Here is a 22,265-nt window from a genome sequence, read left to right as displayed (position 1 = left end):
TTTATTCGGAGGTTGCGAGACTTGTATTGCTCTCTGATGTAGCGGTTCTCGCCGCGGGAAGGTTCGTGACGGCGACCGCGAACAGCAGCGGAAGCCAATACTGCTGCTGGTCGTAGAAGGCCGATGTGAGGCCGAATGCGATGACGGCGGCGATGACGGCGGATTGAAGTCCGTTGCGAGACGTGGCGAGGGACCGGCCTACAAGTCCGAGCATGGCGACCGAGATGATCACGAACGTGGCAAAGAGAAGGATTCCGCCCTGGTACCACGATCGTAGAAGGTAGTTGTGCACGACAGTCAGGCCATTGAAGGTGCCTTCGTGCATGGAATCCATGCCCACACCGATCAGGGGATCTGCCCGGATGTGGTCGATCGCGAAATTGTAAGTGCTCTCGCGAATCGACAGGGATGCGACACCGTCGTTCGACACTCCGAGGACGGTGTTCACTCTGCCCTCGACCGGATCGATCGCGACGCTCGGGTCGTAGCCGAGTGCAAGAGCCAGAGCGCTGCACATCACGACGGCGGCGCATACCCGGAGGACGGTCTTCGTCGTGGCACGCGTTGCAACGAGGAGGACGACGGCGCCCGCAGCCAGGGACAGCATCGAACTCAGGCTGCCGCTGCCGATCAGTGCGGCCACGTTGAGCACGATCACCGCCCAGGCGAGCGTGCGGTTTCTGCCCGTGGTCTTGTGGACGAGATCGAAGGCGACAAGGATCGCGATGGCCGCCATGATACCCAGCACGTTGGGATGGATGGCCAGTCCGTTTGCTCGGCCGGAGTTGGCGCGAAGGCCTGCCACGGACGCGCCGGTGAGCTGCACGATGCCGACCGCCGCGGAGATCGATTGAACCGTGAGGAAGCCGACGATCGAGCTTCGCATGAAGGATTCACGCTCAACGGCATAGTAACGGATGATGAACGGGGTCAGGCCTACCAGGAGTCCGAGTTTGATTCCTACGTAGGTGCTCGACAGAACGCTCGACGAACTTCCGGCGATGACAGAGGCCAGCGGGATCGACACGAGTGCGAAGATCCACACGCCTGCGGCCGGCGGAATCCGCATTCGACCGAGCAAGGCGCACGCGACGATCACCGTGAGAATCAGGTACGGCAGCTGGGCGCTTCCGTAGACCATCAGGAGTCGGTGGATCGGAACGATCGCGATGATCGCGATCCACAATGCACCTCCAAGGGCCGTACCGGGTGTTGTCTTGCCGCGAGTGCGCGTGACGGTGTCTGCGGTCGCTGTTGTCATGGATCCCCCGACAGATTCGAGCAGCGCGGACGACGCCGCGTCGTTCGAGCATCGTATCGCTCCCGGACGAATGCCACATGGCGGGAGACGACGTCGATGCTCCGATTATGCGAAGGGTCGCAGCCTGTTTGGTAGGTCTGCCGACGTCCGCTGTCCCTGTGAGTCGAGGTTCGATGATCCGCTCCGGAAGTCATCAGGGAGCGTGGCATGTTGGGACGTCCATTGTGACGACGGCATCGTCGACCAGCGGCTGCACGGGCACCCGCGGCGCCCCGGAGCTGGAGGGCTCGGTCAGCTCGAACACGACTTCGACTTTCTTCCCTTGATGTACGGGAACTTGAACGTCGAAAACCGGGTGTCCGAGTTCCGCTCCTGTGAACGCGAAGGCGGGTTTGCCGTCGACCGTCACCTTGTCGAGCTTGCTGCCGTGCGTCGCGACGAGGGACAGGTTGGTGAGATTCGTGCCGACCGGTGCTCCCATCGGGTTGTCGAACATCCCTGCGACGTACTGGGTGTAGTCACCGTTCGGAAGGCTGTTGGTGAGACGGACGGTGACCCTGGACTGTCGGGTGTCGCCTGCACAGCTGTCGGCCGTGTAGTCGATACCGCGTTCGAGGTAGTAGTCGAGTTTGTTGCCGCCCAGGTTGTTCACGACTACGCCGGCGTAGGGCGCGTCGTCGTCCGGGACGGTATGCCCGAGAGCTGTTCGAGCGAGCACCGCCTGCTCGGCAGGGACGGAACTCCAGACCGCAATCCGCCCCTCGTTCGCAGCCTTTCCGAGTACTTCCAGCAGAGCCTGAGGTTTGGCGATCTTGCCTGTCATACGTTCGACCACCTTGGAGGCCACCGTCTGGAGATAGCGCTTCCGGGCGGTGTTGTTGTCCGCGAAACGCGAGTATGCAGTCGATTCCGTCAGCTCCACGACATTTTGAGCCGTGACCTTCTCGCCGTCGGGCATGGTCACCGGTCCGATCGCATCGAGTATGTAACTCAGCGCAACGGGATCGGTCCCGATCACGCCGTCGACCTGCACGCCGGATTCCTGGGCCCACAGCGAGCGCCAGATCTGGGCGGCGTAGGGGAAGTGGGAACTCACATTGCTGTTGCGGAAGTCCTGTGTGGGGCGGCTGTGCCCGTACTGCCGCTCGAAGTCGGCGCCCAGGTCGAGGGGTTGCTTTCCCTGGACCGACAGTTCTCGGTTGCTGGCGAGCTCGTCGACCCGAACAGTTCCGTCAGCCGCGTGCATCTCGGCGAATCCGCCCAGCAACCCGCCGGTTCCGCGGGCCTCCGCGTTGGTCTGGAAGCCGACGAAGTAGCTGCGCGGTCCGTCGGCACCGAGCATGGCCGGGGCGATCTCCGCTGCGGTCGAGACGTTGGTGAGGAGCGTGGACAGTTCGGCCGTCTGCTCCTGGAGTTTCAGGCGGGCGTCGTCGACCGGGCCGAGGTAGGTACCGCCGATGTTCATGGCGTCCGCCGCCAATGCGGACGCGGTGATCGCTGTGTCCGAGAGGGTCGGAGCGGCCTCACGCAGAGCCTGAAGATTGATCCGTGCACCGTCGAGGATCAACTGATTGGGCGCCATCGCCGATCCGGTCTGCACAGCCGACGGGAGAACGTCGGATGTGAGACCGCGAACCACGTCGGAAATCTGCCGCGTCGTGGCGAAAGGGTTGCCCAATCCCGGAATCGCGCCGGCCACGCGCCAGCCGATCGAGTGGGTGGCGTCCTGAGCCAGGCCCGCGTACCTGTCCGCATCGGCGGCAGACCGGGTCGCAGCGTCCGAGTTACCCACCAGTAGGGCATCTTTCGTGATGGCTGCGAAGTCCGCGGCTCGTTCAAGGTTCAACTTCACCTGGGACGCCTCGTACGCGAGATAGCACCCGAAAGCCCCTACGGCCACGGCCGCGCAGGCGCTGCCGATTGCCATGCGGCGGCGCCGCTTCCGTCGCGTTGCCGCAGGTTGAGAGGTTCTGCGCCGTCGCGTCCGAACCGGGGTGTTCGACTCGGTTTCGGGTGTCGCGGGTGTGTTTTCGGATTCGGTCTGCTCCACGCGATGGACCCCCTTCGTCGGTGTGCCTCGGGCAGGCTAACCCGAACTCGCAATTGATCACGTGTTCAAGTGGTGAATGGTGCAGTCGCACAGTAAGTTATTCCTACCTGATTCAGGCAGGTTGGGTTGGGTGGGTTCTGTCGAGGTGCGAGATTCGCATCCGGTGGGGCTGTCGGGATACCTGTCGAGGACAAGGGGGTGTTGCGCGCTTGCGTTTGTTTCCGCTCGCGCCGTCACAGAGTGCGCTCCTGTTCGCTCAACAGCTTGCTCCTGATACAGCGCTGACGGTCGCGCAGTATCTGGATCTACGTGGTCGGATCGACCCGGAGGCGTTTCTCGCGGCGTGTGATCGCGCGGCCCGCGACATCGAGTCCGGCGCGGTCGTTCTCGTCGATGTCGATGGTCGGCCGCATCAGGCACCAATCCTCGACATGGATGATGCGCCCAGATTCCTCGACCTCAGCGGTGCCGAGGACCCGCACAGCGCGGCAATCGCGTGGATGACCGAACGGACTACGCGACCGATCGACCCGTTCGTCGACCGGCTTGCGGAGATGACCCTGATCCGGCTCGATGACGATCGGCACTATCTGCATTGCTTCGCCCATCACATTGTGATGGACGGTTCGGCGGCACAGGTGTTGACGAAGCGCATCTCCGAGCTCTACACCGCGACGGTAAGCGGAGTGGAACCTCCGCAAAGCAATTGCGCCCCTGTGGAAGAGCTGTGGAGAGTGGTCGAAGCCTATTCGGGTAGTCGGCGTGAGGAAGTCGACCGTGAATACTGGCGTGCACGGCTCGACTCGCTACCGGCGGCGGTGTCGCTCGCGGACCGCGTCGGCCCGCTCGCGACGCCGGCACGGCGGTCGCTGGGGATGCTTCCGGAGGCCCTTGTAAACGCGCGCGTCGAACAGCGGTCCGGGCCGCTGCCCGAGGTGCCGGCCATCGTGGCGGCCTTCGCCGCATACATTGCCAGGGCGACGAGTACGGACGACGTCGTACTCAGTCTTCCGGTGTCGGCACGTACGACGGCGGTCCTGCGGCGCTCGGCGGGATCGATGTCGAACGTGGTTCCGTTGCGGGTGAAAATCGAATCCGACGACACTGCTGCCGACTTGGTGCACCGTGTGCAGTTGGAGATGACCGGAGCGCTGCGGCACCAACGCTTCCGGTACGACGAGATGCTCGCGGCGATGCCCGACCGGGAGGCTCGGACGGGGGTCGGCGGGGTCTTCGGCCCGGTCGTCAACATCATGCAGTTCCCGCAGCAACTGACGTTCGGTGATGTGGTCGGGGAACTGCACATTCTCTCCACCGGTCCCGTCGACGACCTGTCTCTGACGGTGTACTCGGGGGCCGTGGCTCGCGGAACGCGCATCGACCTCGAAGCCAATCCGTCGCGCTACACGGAGGACTCGCTGCGGTTGCACCACCGGCGGTTCCTCGCCTTCCTGGAGACCTTCCATTCCTCGCCGCACCGTCGGGTCAGCGACCTGCCGATCGGACTTCCCGGAGAGGACAGGGAGGTCGCTCCGGCTCACGGCTCTCGGATCGACGCCGATGTCTCTCTACTGCCGGACGTCCTGGCTCGCCACGCCCGTGGTGACGGTGTCGCGGTGCGCCACCGGACTACCGAACTCACTTACCGAGAACTCGACAGCCGATCGTCCGCCCTCGCCCGCCGGCTCATCTCCCTCGGATGCGGCCCCGAGTCCGCGGTGGCCGTCGTGCTTCCCCGATCCCTCGATTCCGTCGTCGCCCTGTGGGCGGTCGCGAAGACCGGGGCCGCCTACGTACCGATCGACCCGGATCTGCCGCCGCTACGACTTGCGGAACATCTCGAGGGTGTGGCAGTCGCCGTGGCCGACGGGAGATTCTCGCTGCCGCACAACGTATTCTGGATCGATCTCCATGCGGAAGGTTGGGACACAGCTCCGGTCACGGACGCCGATCGGACGCGGCCGTTGCGCCCGGACAATCCGGCGTGGATCGTGCACACGTCGGGGTCGACTGGTCGACCGAAGCCCGTCGTAGTGTCCCATCGGGGCATCGCCGGACTGGTCTCGACGCTGCGGCGGCAATACGGGTCCACAGCGGATTCTCGCGTCCTCCACATGTCGTCACCGGTCTTCGACGCAGCTATCCAGGAGGTTCTCCTGGCAGCGGACTCGGGTGCGGTGCTGGTTGTGGCGGACGCGAATACCTTTGCAGGCGAGCCACTCGCGAGGCTCCTGTACTCGGAGTCTGTTACCCATGTGGTCTCCTCACCCGCGGTCCTCGCCGCTACCTCCTCGGAGAGTCTGCCGGAGTTGCGTATGCTCGACGCCGGTGGTGAGGCACTTCCGGTTCCCGTAGCGCGCCGGTGGGCGGCGGAGCGGACGATGGTCAACGCCTATGGTCCCACCGAGACCACTGTGTTGGCCGCTGTGAGCACGCCGCTGGATACCGAACGACTCGCGGAGGCGAGGTCGGTCCCCATCGGGCACCCTGTCGACGGCACCGCACTCGTGGTCCTGGACGACCGACTGCGGGTGGTGCCGCCGGGAATCGTGGGCGAGCTCTACGTCATCGGCCCGTCGCTCGCGCGCGGTTACGGCGGCCGACCGGGACAGACTGCCGAACGGTTCGTCGCTTCCGTATTCGGAAGCGGGAGGATGTACCGCACAGGAGATCTGGTCCGGTGGGGCGCGGACACACAGCTCGAGTTCGTGGGACGGGCCGACGATCAGATCCAGATCCGCGGCATCCGCGTCGAGCCGGGAGAGGTGGAGGCCGCGCTCGCGGAACACCCCGACGTGGACGGCGTCGCGACGATCTTCGTCGACGGCCGATTGGTGTCGTACGTGTGCGGCGGGTATCCGTCCCCGAGGCAGCTGAGGGAGTGGCTGGCCGAGCGGCTTCCTCGATACCTCGTCCCCGAACGGATCGTGATCCTCGAATCCCTGCCACTGACGTCTAGCGGCAAGATCGACCGGGCAGTGCTGGCCGGGATCGTGCCGCCCCTCGACGACGCCGGCCAGCGTGCGGTTCACGGCCCGCTCGAGGCGATTATCGCCGATGCCATGGGCGAGGTGCTCGGCATCGTCCTGCGGGCGGCGACTGCGGACTTCTTCGAGGCCGGAGGGAACTCGCTCGGCGCGTCCCAGCTCGCTGCGCGTATCTCGGCCGCCACCGCGCGTCGCATCACGGTCAAGGACGTGTTCGAACAGCGGACCGTGGCGGGGTTGGCGGGAATGCTACTCGGCGTGGCCGAGCGTCCTGCGCTCGTTCGTCGGGGAGTGTCGTCTGTCGAGGTTGCACCGGCACAGAAGCGGCTGTGGCTGTACTCCCACACTCGGCCCGGGAGTACCGCCTATCACCTGCCGTTCACGGTGGAACTTCGCGGAACACTGTCGGCGGGCGCGCTGGTCTCGGCCCTGCGGGACGTAATGGTCCGGCATTCCCCGCTGCGGACTGTGATCCGCGACGGTGTCGACGGACCGCAGCGGATCGTCTTGCCGATCGACGATGCATTCACTCCGCCGGCCGTCATCGACGTCAGTTCGGTCGACGAGTCGAACAGTGATGCTGTGGAATTCGCCTCCCTCGCGTTCTCGCTGTCGTCGGATGCGCCGATCCGATTCAGACTCCAGCGGTTCGACGACGATCACCATGTCCTGGTGGCCGTGGCTCATCACGTCGCACTCGACGGTCTGTCATTCGTCCCACTCGTGGACGATCTCGTGTCCGCGTACCGGGCGCGGTCGGCTGACGAAGCTCCACGGTGGTCCCCGCTGCGGGTCGAGTACGACGACTACGCACAGTGGCACTACGCGGTGCTCGACTCCGGGGTCCAGGACGAGGATCTTGCCTATTGGACCTCGGTACTGGACGGTGCCGAGGATGTTCCGGCGCTTCCCCTGGATCGGACCCACCGCCTGCATACAGGTTCCGCCGAACGCGTGACTCTCGCTCTCGGACCCGATGCGCGCAACGCGCTCCACCGGATCGCGCGGGAGCACGACGCCACGATCTTCATGATCGTGCACGCAGCGGTGGCGGTGTTCCTGTCCGCCGTTACAGGCTCCTGCGACACGGTCGTCGCAACGGTCGACTCGGGGCGCAACGATCCCACCCTGGATGCGTTGGTCGGAATGTTCGTCGGCACTGTCGTGCTGCGTGCACGGGTGGATCCGCGGGAACCCTTCGACAGACTGCTCGATGCCGTTCGTGCGGACGACATCGAGGCGCTCGTCCACAGCGGAACTCCGTTCGACGTGGTGCAGGACCACCTCGGTGCGAGCATTCCTTTCCAAGCGGTGCTCACTCACGAGAACTTCGATGCCCCAGTTGTCGTACTGCCGAATCTGACCTTCCACGGTCGTGAACTCACCGGAACGGACGCACGATTCGATCTCGAGATCGCAATCTGCGACGCATCCGACACCGGAATGGATCTGCGCTTCACCTACGACTCGAGCACTCTGGATCGTGAGACGGTTCTGGGCTGGTCCGAGTTGCTACGTGCCGTAATCGATTCGGTGGTCGTCGACCCGTCCGCCAGGATCGCCGATCTGCTCCCCTCCGGATCGATCGACAGTGGACCGGAGCACCCCGGCGTCGCGACCCTGCCGGAGATCATTCGCGAACCAACGCGAATCTGCGACGCGGCCGGCGATCCCGTCGACGTGCACGAGGCGGCCGACGGCCTGGCCGGATATCTCGGTGATCTCGGCGTCGGGCCGGAGGACTTCGTCGGAATCCTCCTGCCGCGGTCGGCCGATTCGCTCACCACGGTACTGGCGGTGGCAAAGACCGGTGCGGCCTTCGTCCCGGTGGACCCGACTCAGCCCTCGCAACGGGTTGCCGCGATCCTGACCGACGTCGGCGCCCGTTTCGTCGTGGCCGGTCCAACCGCCACGCTGCCGCCGGGAATCATCAGGATCGATCCCAGCGCGCGCACGGCCCACCGGGCGGCGAACGGCACGTCACGGTTCGTGCTCCCGAGTCCGGACCATCCGGCGTACGTGATCTACACGTCCGGGTCCACCGGCGAGCCCAAGGGCGTGGTCGTCACGCACCGGGGGTTGTTGCCGCTCGCCTCCGCCCTCGGGCGCGCGTTCGGTGTGACCACGGAATCACGGATTCTGCACAGCGCGTCAACGATATTCGACGCCTCGGTCCTCGAGTACCTGCTGGTGCTGGGCACTGGGGCGACAATGGTCGTGGCACCGGCGGACGCCTCCGGTATCGACGAACTGGCCGAGATTCTCGCTGCGCAACGGATCACTCATTGGTTCACTACTCCGGCGATCGCGACCCGCGTGGTACCGGAGGGGCTCGACCGTCTACGCGTGCTCGGACTCGGTGGTGAAGCGTGGACGTCGGAGTTGGCTGCGCGTTGGGCGCCGGGCCGCACCCTGCTCAATCTGTACGGTCCCACCGAGGCCACCGTCGTCGCGACCATCGCTGGTCCACTCGACGACCGTGGAGTCGTGTCGATCGGGCGTCCGATCGACGGCATGACAACGGCGGTGCTGGACAGCAGACTGCGCCCTGTCGCGGTGGGTGTGGTCGGCGAGTTGTACCTCGCCGGTCCTGCGCTTGCCCGTGGCTATCTCGGACGGCCCGGGCAGACTGCGGGACGCTTCGTCGCCTCGGTGTTCGGGCCGGGCCGGATGTACCGAACCGGCGACCTCGTCCGTCGTCGCCGCGACGGGCAACTCGAGTTCGTCGGGCGTGCCGACCGCCAGATCCAGATTCGTGGGATGCGTGTCGAACTCGGCGAGATCGAAGCGGTGCTGACATCCCACCACCACGTCGACACGGCGGTCGTCGTCGTACACGAGGGAGTCGTCGTCGCGTACGTTCACGGCTCCGCGCCCATCGACACCGAGCGGCTGCGTCGGTACGCGATGGACCGCCTGCCCCGCCACATGGTGCCGGGCCCCGTTCACGTCCTCGGCAGTGTCCCGCTGACCGCGGCCGGAAAGGTCGATCGGTCGGCGTTGCCGCACCCCGGTGCCCCGTCGTCGGAATCGGTGTTCAGAGGCGCGCTCGAAGAGATCGTCGGTGGCGTGATGAGAGAGGTCCTCACGGTCGAGGGCGTGAGCCGTGAGACCGATTTCTTCGCAAACGGTGGAGATTCGCTCTCGGCGAGCAGGTTCTCCTCGAGGATCGGCGTGGCTCTCGGCGTGCGAGTCGATGTTCGAGACGTCTTCGAGCACTCGACGGTCGCGCGCCTCGCGGCGGCGCTGTCCGATCGCGAGGAAGGGGCGCGACCGGAGCTGAAAGCGGCGAATCCGGTCGAACCGGTTCCACTGTCACCTGCCCAGCAGCGAATGTGGCTGTTGAATCGAACGGATCGCTCGGGGAGCGACAACATTGCGTTCGCGCTCGATATCGAGGGAGACCTGGATACCGGTGCCCTGTTCGAGGCTCTTCGCGACGTCCAGGAACGGCACGCAACGCTGCGTACGGTGTTCCCGGACAACGGCGATGGTGCCGTACAGGTCGTGCAGCCGTCCGTGAAGGTCGCGGAGTATGTCGAGAGCCCTGACGGGTGCGAATCCGAGTTGGAGTCCCTGGCTTCGGGCGGCTTCGATCTCGCAGCCGAGGTGCCGGTGCGTCTGCGGCTGTACCGCACCGCGCCGGACCGTCATACGCTGGCGGTGGTGGCCCATCACATCGCCGTGGACGGGCTCTCCATCGGGCCGCTCTCCCGGGACCTCGCGCAGGCCTTCGAGGCCCGTCGCGCGGGTCGAGCGCCGCAGTGGACGCCATTGGAGGTGGAGTTCACCGATTACGCGCGGTGGCACCGGTCGATGCTCGGCGACCCCACGAGTCCCGGTAGCCGCGCACACCGCGATCTCTCGCACTGGCGAGCGACGCTCGACGCACGGACGCCGCCGCTGGAACTGCCGACCGATCGACGGCGACATGCCGACAGCGTCTCCGCGGAGGCCGGGGTCGTGCGCTTCGCGATCCCGGCAGATCTGCATGCCGCGCTGCGGAAGATTGCCCGAGAATACGATTCGACGCTGTTCATGGTGCTCCACGCGGCACTGTCCGCGCTGTTGAGCAGGCTTGCGGGCTCCGACGACGTGAGCATCGGGACACCGGTATCCGGCCGCACCGACCCTTGTCTCGACGATCTGGTCGGAATGTTCGTCGGCACCGTCGTCCTTCGTACCGAGGTAGCTCCGGGGCGGTCCTTCGTGGATCTGCTCGCCCACACCCGCCGCGTCGATCTCGAAGCCTTCGCCCACGCGGAGCTTCCGTTCGACGACGTCGTCGCCGACCTGATGCCTCGGCGCACGACCGCGCATCATCCGCTCTTCCAGGTGATGCTTGCGTACGAGAGCTTCGTTCCCGATGTGCTGTCACTGCCGGGCCTGCAGGTCCGACCTCGTGAACTACACAGTGGGCGGTCGCGTTTCGATATAGAAGTGACGCTTCGGGAACGCGCGTCGGGCCTGGCCGAAGCGGGCGGCCTCGACGGAGCCGTCACCTACGCTCGTGACCTGTTCGATCACGAGACGGTGGTCCGCTGGGCGTCGTGGTTGCTCCGAGTTCTCGAGGTAGTAGCCGACGATCCGACAGTCGATGCGGGTGCGATCGACCTGTCGCCGGCCGCGCCCGCAGGTTCCCGTGCAGAGCTCCGCGAGGCCGGGATGGTTGCCCCGTCAGGGGTCACGATCGCCGCGAACTCACTGGGGGAGCTGTTCGCCCAACGAGCCGCCGAGTTTCCCGAGGCCGTGGCCGTCGTCGCCGGCGACGAGCATCTCACCTACGCCGATCTCGACGCCCGGTCGGCCCAGCTCGCCCGTAAGCTCGTCGCCGCGCGAGTGGGCGCGGAGGACGTTGTCGCGGTGGCACTGCCCCGCTCGTCGGATCTGATCGTGGCGATGTTGGCGGTGGTTCGGGCGGGGGCGGCGTATCTGCCGCTCGATCTCATGCAGCCAGGCGATCGCCTGAGCCGCCTGATTCTCGACGCGCGGGCGGAGCTGGTTCTGTGCGAACCGGGATTCGAGAGCCCGGTGCGCTCGATGACGGTCGAATCGGCCGGGGGAGAGCTCGAACCATGCGAGACGACAAGCATACCGATTCGCGCGGACCAGACCGCGTACGTGATCTACACCAGCGGCTCGACCGGAAGCCCCAAGGGCGTGGCGGTTTCGCATGCGAACGTACTGGCCCTACTGGCGAATTCGTACGCCGGATTCGGCTTCGGCCCGACGGACGTCTGGACGATGTTCCACTCTCCCGCCTTCGACTTCTCGGTATGGGAGATGTGGGGACCCCTCACCACCGGTGGCCGCATCGTCGTGGTGGACCATCTCGTGGCCCGTAGCCCGCGCGAGTTCCGTGCGCTCCTCGTTCGCGAACGGGTGACTGTCCTCAACCAGACACCGACAGCGTTCGGCCAGCTCGTGGAGGTCGAGGACGATCCCGCTGAACTGGCGCTGCGCCTGTTGATCTTCGGCGGCGAGGCTCTGGAAGTCGACGGGGTCCGGGGCTGGCTGCGCAGGCACCCCGACATCCGGGCGATCAACATGTTCGGCATCACCGAGACCACCGTCCACGCCACGTGGGCCGAAGTAGACTCCGCGCCCGACGGTCGCAGCGTGATCGGAGTTCCGCTGCCCGGTCTGCGGGTCGAGTTGCTCGACCGCGCGCTCCGTCCGGTGCCGCGGGGTGTGGTCGGGGAGATCTACATCGCCGGCACGCAGGTCGCCCGTGGCTACCGCAGGCAACGGGGATTGACTGCAGGACGATTCGTTGCTGCGCAGGGCGGCGGGGTACGTTATCGCACAGGCGATCTTGCGCGTCTGCGTAACGACGGGACCCTCGAGTTCCACGGCAGGTCGGATTCGCAGCTCCAGATCCGAGGTCACCGGCTCGAACCTGGTGAGGTTCGCGCGGCACTCGGCCGGATTCCGGGAATTGCAGACTCCGCGGTGGTCGTCCGGGACGACCGGATCGTCGCTTTCGTCGTCGGAGCCGAGACGCCGCCCGAACCACGAGCCGTAATGCGCGCGATTCGCCGTTCCCTGCCCGACTACATGGTGCCCGCCGCAGTGGTCCCGGTAGGGGCACTGCCGATGTCCGCCAACGGCAAACTCGACCACACAGCGCTTCCCGCGGAATCGGAGTTCGAGGGGCGCACCGACCAGATTGCCGTGCCTGGTCGGCCGTTCGAGGATCTGGTTGCCGAGGTGTACCGCGAACTGCTCGGCGCCGACCACCAGGTGGGGCGTGACGACGACTTCTTCGATCTCGGCGGGAACTCCTTGCAGGCAGCAAGGCTGGCGGGCCGTCTCGCGGCGATCACCGGAGCGGACATCGGGGTTCGGGACGTGTTCGAGGCCGCCGGCGTGGCCGAGCTCGCGCGCATCGCGGAGGAGCGGCTGGGCGTTGGCACGCTCCGGAGCGGTCCCCGGCCCTCGACCCCTGCACGGGTCGAGGGTCCGCTGTCCCCGGCACAGCGTCGCATGTGGTTCCTCCAGCACCTCACCCCTGAGTTCGGTGCCTACAACCTGCCGTTCGTGCTGCACCTCCGGGGCGAGCTGTCAGAGACGGCTCTTCGGCGCGCACTGCGTGATGTCTTCGAGCGGCATCAGGTGCTCAGGACGGTGTACATCAACGGGATCGATGGTCCCGTCCAGCGAGTTGTCGACGCCCCCGAAATCGATCTCGACCCGGTCGTCGTGCCTTCCGGTTCCCTCTCCGGGCATGTCGAGGCGTTCGCGGCACTGCCCTTCGACCTGGAGTCGGCGCCGCCGATTCGGGTGAGGCTCTTCCGGACCGGTGCCGTGAACCACACCCTCGCCGTCGTCATCCACCACATCGCGTCCGACGAATGGTCGCTGGCCCCGATGCTCCGCGACCTGGAACAGGCCTACCGAGCCAGAGTCGAAGGGGCACAACCACGGTTGGGTGCCGCAGCTGTCGAGTACATCGACTATGCGGCCTGGCAGCAGGAGGTGCCGGATTCGGACCTCTCGTACTGGGTGACGACGCTCGCCGGCATCCCGGAGCAGTGCTCCCTTCCGGTCGATCGTCCACGCAGCGGTTCGCTCTCCACACACGCGGCCGCAGTCCGAATGTCGTTGGGCGCGGAATGCGCGGAGCGAGTCGCGGAGACGGCCCGTGGGCATCGGGCGACGAGCTTCATGGTGATGCATGCCGCGCTTGCCTCAGTTCTGCACCGCCACAACGGTTTGCAGGACATCGTGATCGGCACGGCGGTGGCCGGACGCGGAAACCCGGACTTCGACGACGTGGTCGGAATGTTCGCATCCACGCTGGTGCTCCGGACGGAAGTCGATCCCGGCCAGTCCTTTGCGGGCTTCCTAGAACGGGTGCGGGCCCGGGACGTCGCGGCCTTCGCTCACGCGGACAGCCCGTTCGAGAGCATCGTCGAGAAGCTCGCTCCGGTGCGGGATTCGTCGCATCATCCGTTGTTCCAGGTGGCGCTGTCGATGCGGCACCCCAACGAGATGCGAATCGATCTTCCTGGCCTCGCGGTCACCGCGGAGCCCGCAGCCGTGGACGCCCTCCAGTTCGATATGCAACTTACGGTCACCGAGACGCCGTCCGACCTCGAACTCGAGTTCGCCTACCGCAGTGACCTCTACGATCACGCGACGGTCGAGGCGTTCGCGGCGCGCTTCGTCGCGTTCGTGGGTGCCGTGGCAGGCGATCCCGGCGCGTTGGTCGGGGACGTCGACCTGCTGTCGGGCAGCGAGCGATCGGGGCTCGTCCCGGCGTCGGGAGGCGCCACTGGGCCGGCGACCCTGTGGTCGTTGCTCTCGGCTGGAGCCCGGATCGCCGGTGACGGCCCCGCGCTCGTGGCGGGCGACCACGTCGTGACGTATCCCGAGTTGCTCGTCCGCGCCGAGGGATTGGCACGGGAGTTGCACGTTCACGGAGCCGGACCCGGTGTGCCGGTGGCGTGTGTGCTGCCGAGGTCGATCGAGTCGGTCGTCGCGGTGTGGGCCATCGCCCGGACAGGTGCCGCTCCCGTGATGATCGACCCGTCGCATCCGGGCGCCCGGGTGACCGCGATGCTCGATGCGTCCGGGGCGCAGATAGGCGTCACCGCCGCCGATCGATCTGGGGAACTACCGGCCGCGACCCGCTGGATCGATGCGACGTCCTCCGGCAACGGCCACGTTCCGCAACCTGAGGTGGGTGTCGATCAGCCTGCCTACGTCGTGTTCACATCGGGTACGACCGGACGACCCAAAGCGGTCGTCCTGACCCCTCGGGGACTCGGTCCGCTGGCCTCGGACCTGAGTGAGGTATTCGCGGCGGGCCCCACGTCGCGGATCCTCCACGTGGCCTCACCCGGATTCGATGCGGCACTGCTGGAGGTGCTGACGGCCGGTGCCGTGGGCGCTCGATTGGTGATTGCGCCGGCCGACGCGTACGGCGGCGAGGAACTCGCCGGTCTGATCGATCGACAGGCCATCACCCACGCCTGCGTGACGCCGTCAGTGCTTGCAACCGTGGGACCACGCGATCTTCCACACCTCGAGGTGCTGATGCTCGGTGGCGAACGCGTTCCGCCGGAGTTGGTGCGGCGGTGGGGTGGGCGGTGCCGCCTGTTCAACGGCTACGGCCCCGCCGAGTCGACGGTGTTCGCCACGTTCGCCGGCCCACTCGAACCCACTTGCCGCGGCGTCATCGGCAAGCCCGCCCGAGGGATTGATGTGGTGGTGCTCGACGAGCGGCTACGGCCGGTCCCACCCGGGGTCACGGGGGAGTTGTACCTGGCCGGAGATCGGATCGCTGCGGGCTACGCGGGCGCGCCCGTGCTCACCGCGACGAGATTCGTTGCCGGAGAGTCTGGGCGGCGCTGGTACCGCACCGGAGACCTGGCGCGGTGGGTCGAGAGCCCGACCGGACAGGTCCTTGACTTCCAAGGACGCAACGACGACCAAGTCAAGATCCGTGGCATCCGGATCGAGCCGGCCGAGATCGACGCTGTGCTTGCGGGACTCGCCGGGGTAGCGCACTCGACCACCGTCGTGCACCGAGTTTCGACCGGTGCAGCCGTGCTCGTCTCGTACGTCACGCCCGCCGGGCTCGATTCGACTGAGCTTCGTCGGGGTCTGGCGGCGGCGCTGCCGAACTACATGGTCCCGACGTCGATCGTCGGTCTCGAGCAGATCCCGATGACTCCCAACGGAAAGGTCGACGCCGAGCGACTGCCCGCGCCCTCCCTCGAATCGAGCCCGGAGCCTGTCACCGGGACGGAGAAACTCGTCGCCGGCGTGTTCTCTGCGGCGCTGGGTGTGCCCGTCGGCCGCACGGACGACTTCTTCGCCGCGGGCGGAGATTCGCTGCTCGCGACCACGGTCGTCGCGCGACTGCGGGCACGCACCGGGTCGGACGTGCCGCTACGACTGTTGTTCGAGGAGCCGACTGCCGCCCGCCTCGCTGCGATCCTGGACGCCGGTGAGCTGGCGGACGTCGACGTTGGTCCTGTTGCGACAGCGCGCGAGGGACGGATTCCGTTGACCCGCGCGCAGAGCCGGATGTGGGCGCAGCGCCGCATCGGTCACGGGGACGAGTACCAGGTGCCCGCCCGGGTGATCCTCCGCGGGCCGCTCGACGTGGCCGCGCTGGACGCCGCGTTGGTCGACGTCGTCGTGCGACATGAGATTCTCCGAACCGAGTACTCGACTGACGACCTGGGACCCCACGCGATCGTTCGGCCCGCCGACCAGATTGGGCGCCTGCTCGACGACACCGCGCGCACGACGACGGGGGCACTGACTGTCGATCTTCGCGCCGACGGCGCCGGTACACACCTGCTCGACGTCACCGTTGATCACCTGGCCGCCGATGGCGCGTCCGTCGCCGTGTTGCTCGGCGATCTGACCACGGCCTACCGTGCACGCGCCGCAGGCGAAGCACCGCGTTGGGATCCTCTGCCGCTTCAGTATTCCGACTTCGCGTTGTGGGAGCGCGACCGCGACACGGATGCGGCGGCCCTGGGATTCTGGCAACGCGAACTCGATGACTTCGATCCCGCGGTTCTTCCGTCCACACCGGTGCCCGAAGGGGATCGGAACGCCCCCGGGTACGTCGAGTTCACACTCGGCGCGACTGTGGCGCAGGCATTGACGGATGTCGCGGCCGCCCACCAGGCGACCGAGTTCATGGTCGTCCACGCCGTTCTCTCGGCGGTCCTGTCGCGGCTGACCGGCCGAGGCGACATCGGGATCGCGGCCGTTGTGTCCGGACGCAGACACTCCCAGCTCGGCCCCCTGGTCGGCCTGTTCGTCGACACTGTCGTGCTGCGCGCCCGAGTCGCGCCGGACATGCCGCTCACCGGGCTACTCGCCCAGGTTCGCGACTTCGACGTCGCTGCCCTGGATGGGTCCACCGTGCCCGTCGAGGACGTGCTCGCGGCGGTGGGCGCTCGAATGCCGCAGGTGGCGCTCGCGTTTCAGGACTTTACGCCCCCACGCGCGCGGATCGGCGACCTCGAGATCACGGCACTCGAGCTCCGGGAACAAACGGTGAAGTTCGATCTTCACTTCTCGCTGTCGCACGGCGAAACAGGAAATCTGGAAGGAACGCTGATCTACGACACCGCCCAGTTCGACGACGAGACGGCGCGGCTCCTCGCGGGCCAGTTCGCCGACGCGCTGGCCGACGTCGTCCTTCACCCCGACCTCGTGGTGCAGGACCTGTCGATCGCGGTCACCGACGTGGTCCGCGGCGGTCCGCCGCATGCACCGCGGACACTGGCCGCCATGTTGCGCGGTGCCGCCGCGGCGCACCCGGACCGAGTGGCCGTCGTCGACGGACCCGACACGGTGACCTATAGCGAACTCGATCGACAGTCCGACGAGCTGGCCAGGAAGTTGATCGAGGAGCAGGGCGTCGGCGCCGAGGACGTGGTGGTGGTCGACCCGGTTCGGTCCCTCGGCCGACTCCGCATGCTGTGGGCCGTGACCAAGACCGGTGCGGCGTTCGGAACCGAGTCGCGCATCGGCGGAGCTGGCTCCGGAGTACACGATTCGGTCGACTCGCTCGCGTACGTGATCGCCACCTCGGGGTCCTCCGGTGAACCCAAGCAGGTGGCGGTCACGCACCGCGGTCTGGCTGCCCTGGCCGCGGAGGCTCGTGCGCGGTACCGCGTCGGCCCGGGAGATCGGGTACTGCACGGATACAACGCGGCGTTCGATGCCGCGCTGCTCGAGGTGCTGCTGGCACACACGTCGGGGGCGACGCTGGTGATAGCGCCACCCGACGTGTTCGCGGGCCCCGCGCTGCACGACCTGCTGCGCGGCCAACGGGTGACCCATTTCCTCTCAACCCCGTCGGTGCTCGCGACACTGAGTTCCGACGGCCTCGACGAGCTGCGGGTCGTTGCGAGCGGCGGTGAGGCCCTCCCGCCCGAGATCGCAGAGCGATGGCGGACCGGTCGCAGGATGCTGGACGCGTACGGTCCCACCGAATCCACCATTGCGGCGACACTCGTCGAGGTCGACGGACAGGGCGGAATCGGCACCCCGATAGCCGGAACGTCGGCGGTGGTTCTGGACGGGCGACTCCGGCCGGTCCCGGTCGGGGGAGTCGGCGAGCTGTATCTGGCCGGTGACGGTCTCGCCCGTGGATACCTCGGCGCGCCTGCGGCGACCGCGGAGCACTTCGTCGCGTCGGTGTGCGGCGACGGGCGCATGTACCGCACCGGAGATCTGGTGCAGGTTCGCGGTGACGGTCGAATGCTGTTCCTGGGGCGCACCGACCGTCAGGTCAAGATCCGCGGCGTCAGAGTGGAACCGGGCCGCATCGAGGCGGCGCTCACGCGCTGCCGGGGCGTCCGGCATGCCGCGGTGGTACCCAGGGGTGACACGCTCGTCGCGTTCGTTGCCGGCAGTGGGATCGACAGCGGCGCAGTGTTCAGTGAGCTCGCCGGTGACCTTCCTCCGACGCTGATTCCCTCGCGGCTGCACGTGCTCATGAGTCTGCCGGTCACGGCGAACGGGAAGCTTGACTTCGTCGCTCTGTCGGCGTTGGCGGACGACCTCGCAGCGACGTCTTCGCTCCGTCCACTGACTGCGACGGAGGTGTTGGTGACCGCCGTCGTGCGGGACGTGCTCGGTCACGACGTCGACGTCGACGCAGGGTTCTTCGCGCTGGGCGGGCACTCCCTCGGCGCGGTCGAAGTGGCGGCCCGGCTGTCGGGGGCGGTGCACCGTGACGTGTCACCGCGCGCCGTTCTCGAGTCCGCGACGCTGGCGACGCTCGCGAGCGCACTGGACACCCCCGACGTCGGCACCCGCCCGCGTCTGGTCGCTGGAACGGTCGGCCCCGTCCCGATGGCTCCCGCCCAGCGGCGACTCTGGATGCTGCATCAGGCGGACCCCAGTGGTTACACGATGCCGATCATATTGCGGCTGAGGGGGTTCCTCGACGCCGATGCGCTCACCGCCGCTCTGCGAGACGTCGTCGATCGGCATGAGGCGCTTCGAACCATCTACCCGGACGAGCGCAGTCAACGGATCCTGGACGCCGACCGGTTCACGGTCGACCGTGTGATGGAGCCGGCGCCCATGGACCAGGTGATGCGTCGTGTCCGCGCACTGATCGACCGCTCCCTCGACCTGGTCGAGCATCCTCCGGTGCGGGTCGGTCTCCACCGCTGCAGTGACCACGTGGACGACGAGTGGGTGCTCGTGATGGCGGTGCACCACATCGCTCTCGACGGTGCCTCGATGGCTCCCCTGTTCAATGACCTGGAGCGTGCGTACGCGGCTCGCCTCGAGGGCGGGCCGCCGAACTGGGAACCGCTTCCGTTGCGGTACGGCGACTTCGCCCACTGGCAGACGTGTCTGCTCGGGGACATCTCGGATCCCGACAGCATCGGCGGCCGGCAGCTGGCGTACTGGGAGACGACACTCGCCGACCTGCCACTGGCGCCGATGACGTTGCCGTTCGATCGCCCTCGGCCGACAGCCTCGACACATCGGGGAGGGGCGGTACACACAAGGATCGGTTCCGAGTTGCACGCGGGCGTGGTCGATTTCGCCCGCACCCACGGCGTCACCGTGTTCATGGTCCTGCACGCCGCGTTGGCCGCACTGCTTGCTCGGTTGAGCGACCGAACCGACATCACCGTGGGGACAGTCGTCAGCGGACGGTCCGACGCCCGGTTGGCTTCACTCGCCGGAATGTTCGTCGGAACGCTTGCTCTGCGGACCCCAGTGGACCTCGAGCAATCGTTCGCGGACCTCGTTCGCCGTGTTCGGGACGTGGACCTCGGAGCCTTCGCGCACGCGGACGTACCGTTCGACGACGTCGTCGCGCGCGTGGCACCCGCCCGCGCCGCGGGACACCACCCGGTGTTCCAGGTTCTGCTCGCGCACTCGACAGCGGCGCCGCTCCTGCCTGCACTGGGCGACTGCGAGATCGACGACCTCATCGAGGGTGCGCCCTCGACGCAGTTCGACCTCGTGTGGGACACCACCGAATCCGAGGACGGGTCCGGAATCGCGGTGCGACTGGTGCACGCCCTCGATCTGTTCGACACCCGCACCGCCGAGACGATCCTGAATGCGTGGGTGGATCTGCTCGCCGGGGCGGTATCGGACGCACCTACTGCGGTGGGCGATCTCGTTCTCTCCGTTCCCACTTCGATCATCGACGGCGATTCGGCACCGCATGGTCGGACCCTGACGGAGATTCTCGGGGAGTCGGTGCGCCGGTTCCCGGATCGAGTCGCACTCCGTTCGGGTACCCGCCGATGGACGTACGCGGAACTCGACGCCGCCGCTGCACATCGCGCGGCGCAATTGCGGGACAGCGGCGTCCGCGCCGGCGATTTCGTGCCAGTCGATGCCGTACGTGGACCGGACTGGGTGGTCGACGTCTGGGCGATCACCCGGCTCGGTGCGGCATGGGTCCCGATCGACCCGGCTCACTCCGACGAGCGTCGACGCCGCCTGCTCGAGGACGCCGCCACCACGACATCCGGTGCTCTCGCGTACCTGCTCTACACGTCCGGCACTACGGGGGACCCGAAGGGCGTCGAAGTGACCCACGACGGGCTGTCGGCGCTGGTCGACCTGCAGGCCCGCCGGATCGGCATCAACCACGAATCGGTTGTCCTCCAAGCTGCATCCCCGACGTTCGATGCGTCTGTTTTCGAACTGCTGGCGGCCCATGCCCACGGTGCGACACTCGTGTGTGCACCCGAGTTCGCTTTCGCGGGAACGGATCTGCAGACGGTCGTGGAGAACGAGGCGATCACGCACCTGAACCTGACGCCGACGGTGCTCGGTACGCTGGACCCGGCCGAGTTCACACGCGTGCTGACCGTCGTCTCGGCGGGTGAGGCGCTACCGAGGTCGTTGGCGCGGGCCTGGGCCCGTCACCGCGTACACAACGGCTACGGACCGACAGAGTGCACTGTCGGCGTGACGTGCAGCGGAATTCTCGGCGACGGACGGGTCCACATCGGAACGCCGATCGGCGGCACCTGCCTGCGCATCCTGGACGCGCGACTGCGTCCCGTGCCGGTCGGAACGACCGGTGAGCTGTACGTCGGAGGCCGGGGACTGGCGCGTGGTTACCACGGCATCGCGGGCACGACCGCGAGTCGCTTCGTCGCAGACCCGTGGGGAGAACCGGGTACCCGCGTCTACCGGACCGGCGACCTCGTGCGCCTCTGTGCCGACGGTCATCTCGAGTACATCGGCCGCACCGATGATCAGATCCAGATCCACGGCGTGCGAGTGGAACCCGCTGGAATCGACCGTGTGCTCTCGGCGGAGGAATCGGTGACTGCAGCCGTGACGGTCCCGCTCCGCCGTTCGACTGGTGAGACGGTCCTGGCGTCGTACGTGGTCCCGGCGCCGGGCACCGACCTGGACCCGGGAGATCTGCGACTGAGGATCGCACGGGCGCTGCCGCCGCACCACGTGCCGGCGAGCATCACCGTCATCGAGCGAATTCCCCGATCTGTCGGCGGCAAGGTCGACCGGAGCGCCCTGCCGGAACCTGCATACGACGACCGAGGTGTCGAGGGCGTTGCCCCGCAGGGGCCCACCGAACAGAACGTGGCCGCCGTGATGGGCGCGGTCATCGGGTGCACCGGCGTGCCCCGCGACCGAAGCTTCTTCGAACTCGGCGGAACGTCGATGGCAGCGATCCGGCTGGTGACGAGGCTGCGTGACGAGTATGGCTACGACGTCGTCCTCTCGGAACTCTTCGCGGATCCCACTGTTGCGGGAGTAGCCCGGCACATCCACGTCGGCGGAACTCGATCGGATCCGCTCGCGACTCTCGTCCGATTGAACGCTCCCAACGAGCCACACGGTGCTCCGCTGTTCTGCGTGCACCCGGTCAGCGGGTTGGCTTGGTGCTACGCAGGTCTCGCCGACGTTCTGCGTGATCGGCCGCTGTACGGACTGCAGGCGACAGGTGAGCCTGCGTCGAGTTTGGCCACACTGGCGCGCCGCTACGTCGAGCAGGTGCGGTCGGTGCAGCCCGATGGGCCGTACCACCTGCTCGGCTGGTCGTTGGGTGGCAACATCGCCCACGAGATGGCCGTTCAACTGCGGGAGGCTGGTGCCGAGGTGGCCACGCTGGCGTTGCTCGACTCGCTTCCTCCTGATGCGGTCCCGAACTTCCCGGCCCCACCCGCCGGCAGCCCGGACGACTTCGAGGGTCTCGATCGGGATGCGGTGCGTCGCGTCATGGAGACCGGTGAGCGGCTGGAAGCCGCGGCACGACAACACCGTCCGGGCGTGTTCGACGGAGATGCCGTGTTGTTCACGGCGGCGGGTGAGCCTGACGGGCGGCATGCTCTGCCGGGCCTGTGGCAGCGCCATGTCACCGGACAGATACACGAGAAATCCGTGCCGTGCCTGCACTCGGAGATGGGCAACCCTGCTCGGCTTCGACACATCGCACGAATTCTCGCCGAGCAGTACGAAGGTGAGCCGTGAT

3 protein-coding genes are annotated in these 22,265 nt (G+C 67.1%); 1 reads left to right on the top strand and 2 read right to left on the bottom strand.

From position 1 onward, the window contains the following. Nucleotide 1 precedes the first annotated feature (1 nt). Both ACQ5DX_RS19690 and ACQ5DX_RS19685 read right to left on the bottom strand, forming a co-directional pair. The gene (locus ACQ5DX_RS19690; RefSeq protein WP_430334167.1) at nucleotides 2-1,027 is read right to left on the bottom strand and encodes an O-antigen ligase family protein; all 1,026 of its coding nucleotides are present in this window, start codon (nucleotides 1,025-1,027) and stop codon (nucleotides 2-4) included. 427 nt (nucleotides 1,028-1,454) lie between these two features. Continuing rightward, nucleotides 1,455-3,188 carry a DUF4012 domain-containing protein gene (locus ACQ5DX_RS19685; RefSeq protein ID WP_430334166.1) on the bottom strand — a complete coding sequence of 578 codons (1,734 nt, stop codon included), beginning with the start codon at nucleotides 3,186-3,188 and terminating at the stop codon, nucleotides 1,455-1,457. Between the two features lie 86 nt (nucleotides 3,189-3,274). Between ACQ5DX_RS19685 and ACQ5DX_RS19680 the strand changes: the two genes are divergently transcribed. Beyond that, a complete protein-coding gene (locus ACQ5DX_RS19680) occupies nucleotides 3,275-22,264 on the top strand; it encodes an amino acid adenylation domain-containing protein (protein ID WP_430334165.1) in 18,990 nt (6,329 codons plus the stop codon). Nucleotide 22,265 lies beyond the last annotated feature (1 nt).

Source organism: Rhodococcus sp. ACT016 (assembly GCF_050477185.1).
GTDB lineage: Bacteria > Actinomycetota > Actinomycetes > Mycobacteriales > Mycobacteriaceae > Prescottella.
The sequence above is the reverse complement of the archived record's forward strand: the minus strand, read 5'-3'. Positions and strand labels throughout refer to the sequence as shown.

Bases quoted from the DNA above. Each gene is read 5' to 3' on its own strand.
- ACQ5DX_RS19685 (WP_430334166.1), bottom strand. From the start codon at position 3,188: ATGGCAATCGGCAGCGCCTGCGCGGCCGTGGCCGTAGGGGCTTTCGGG.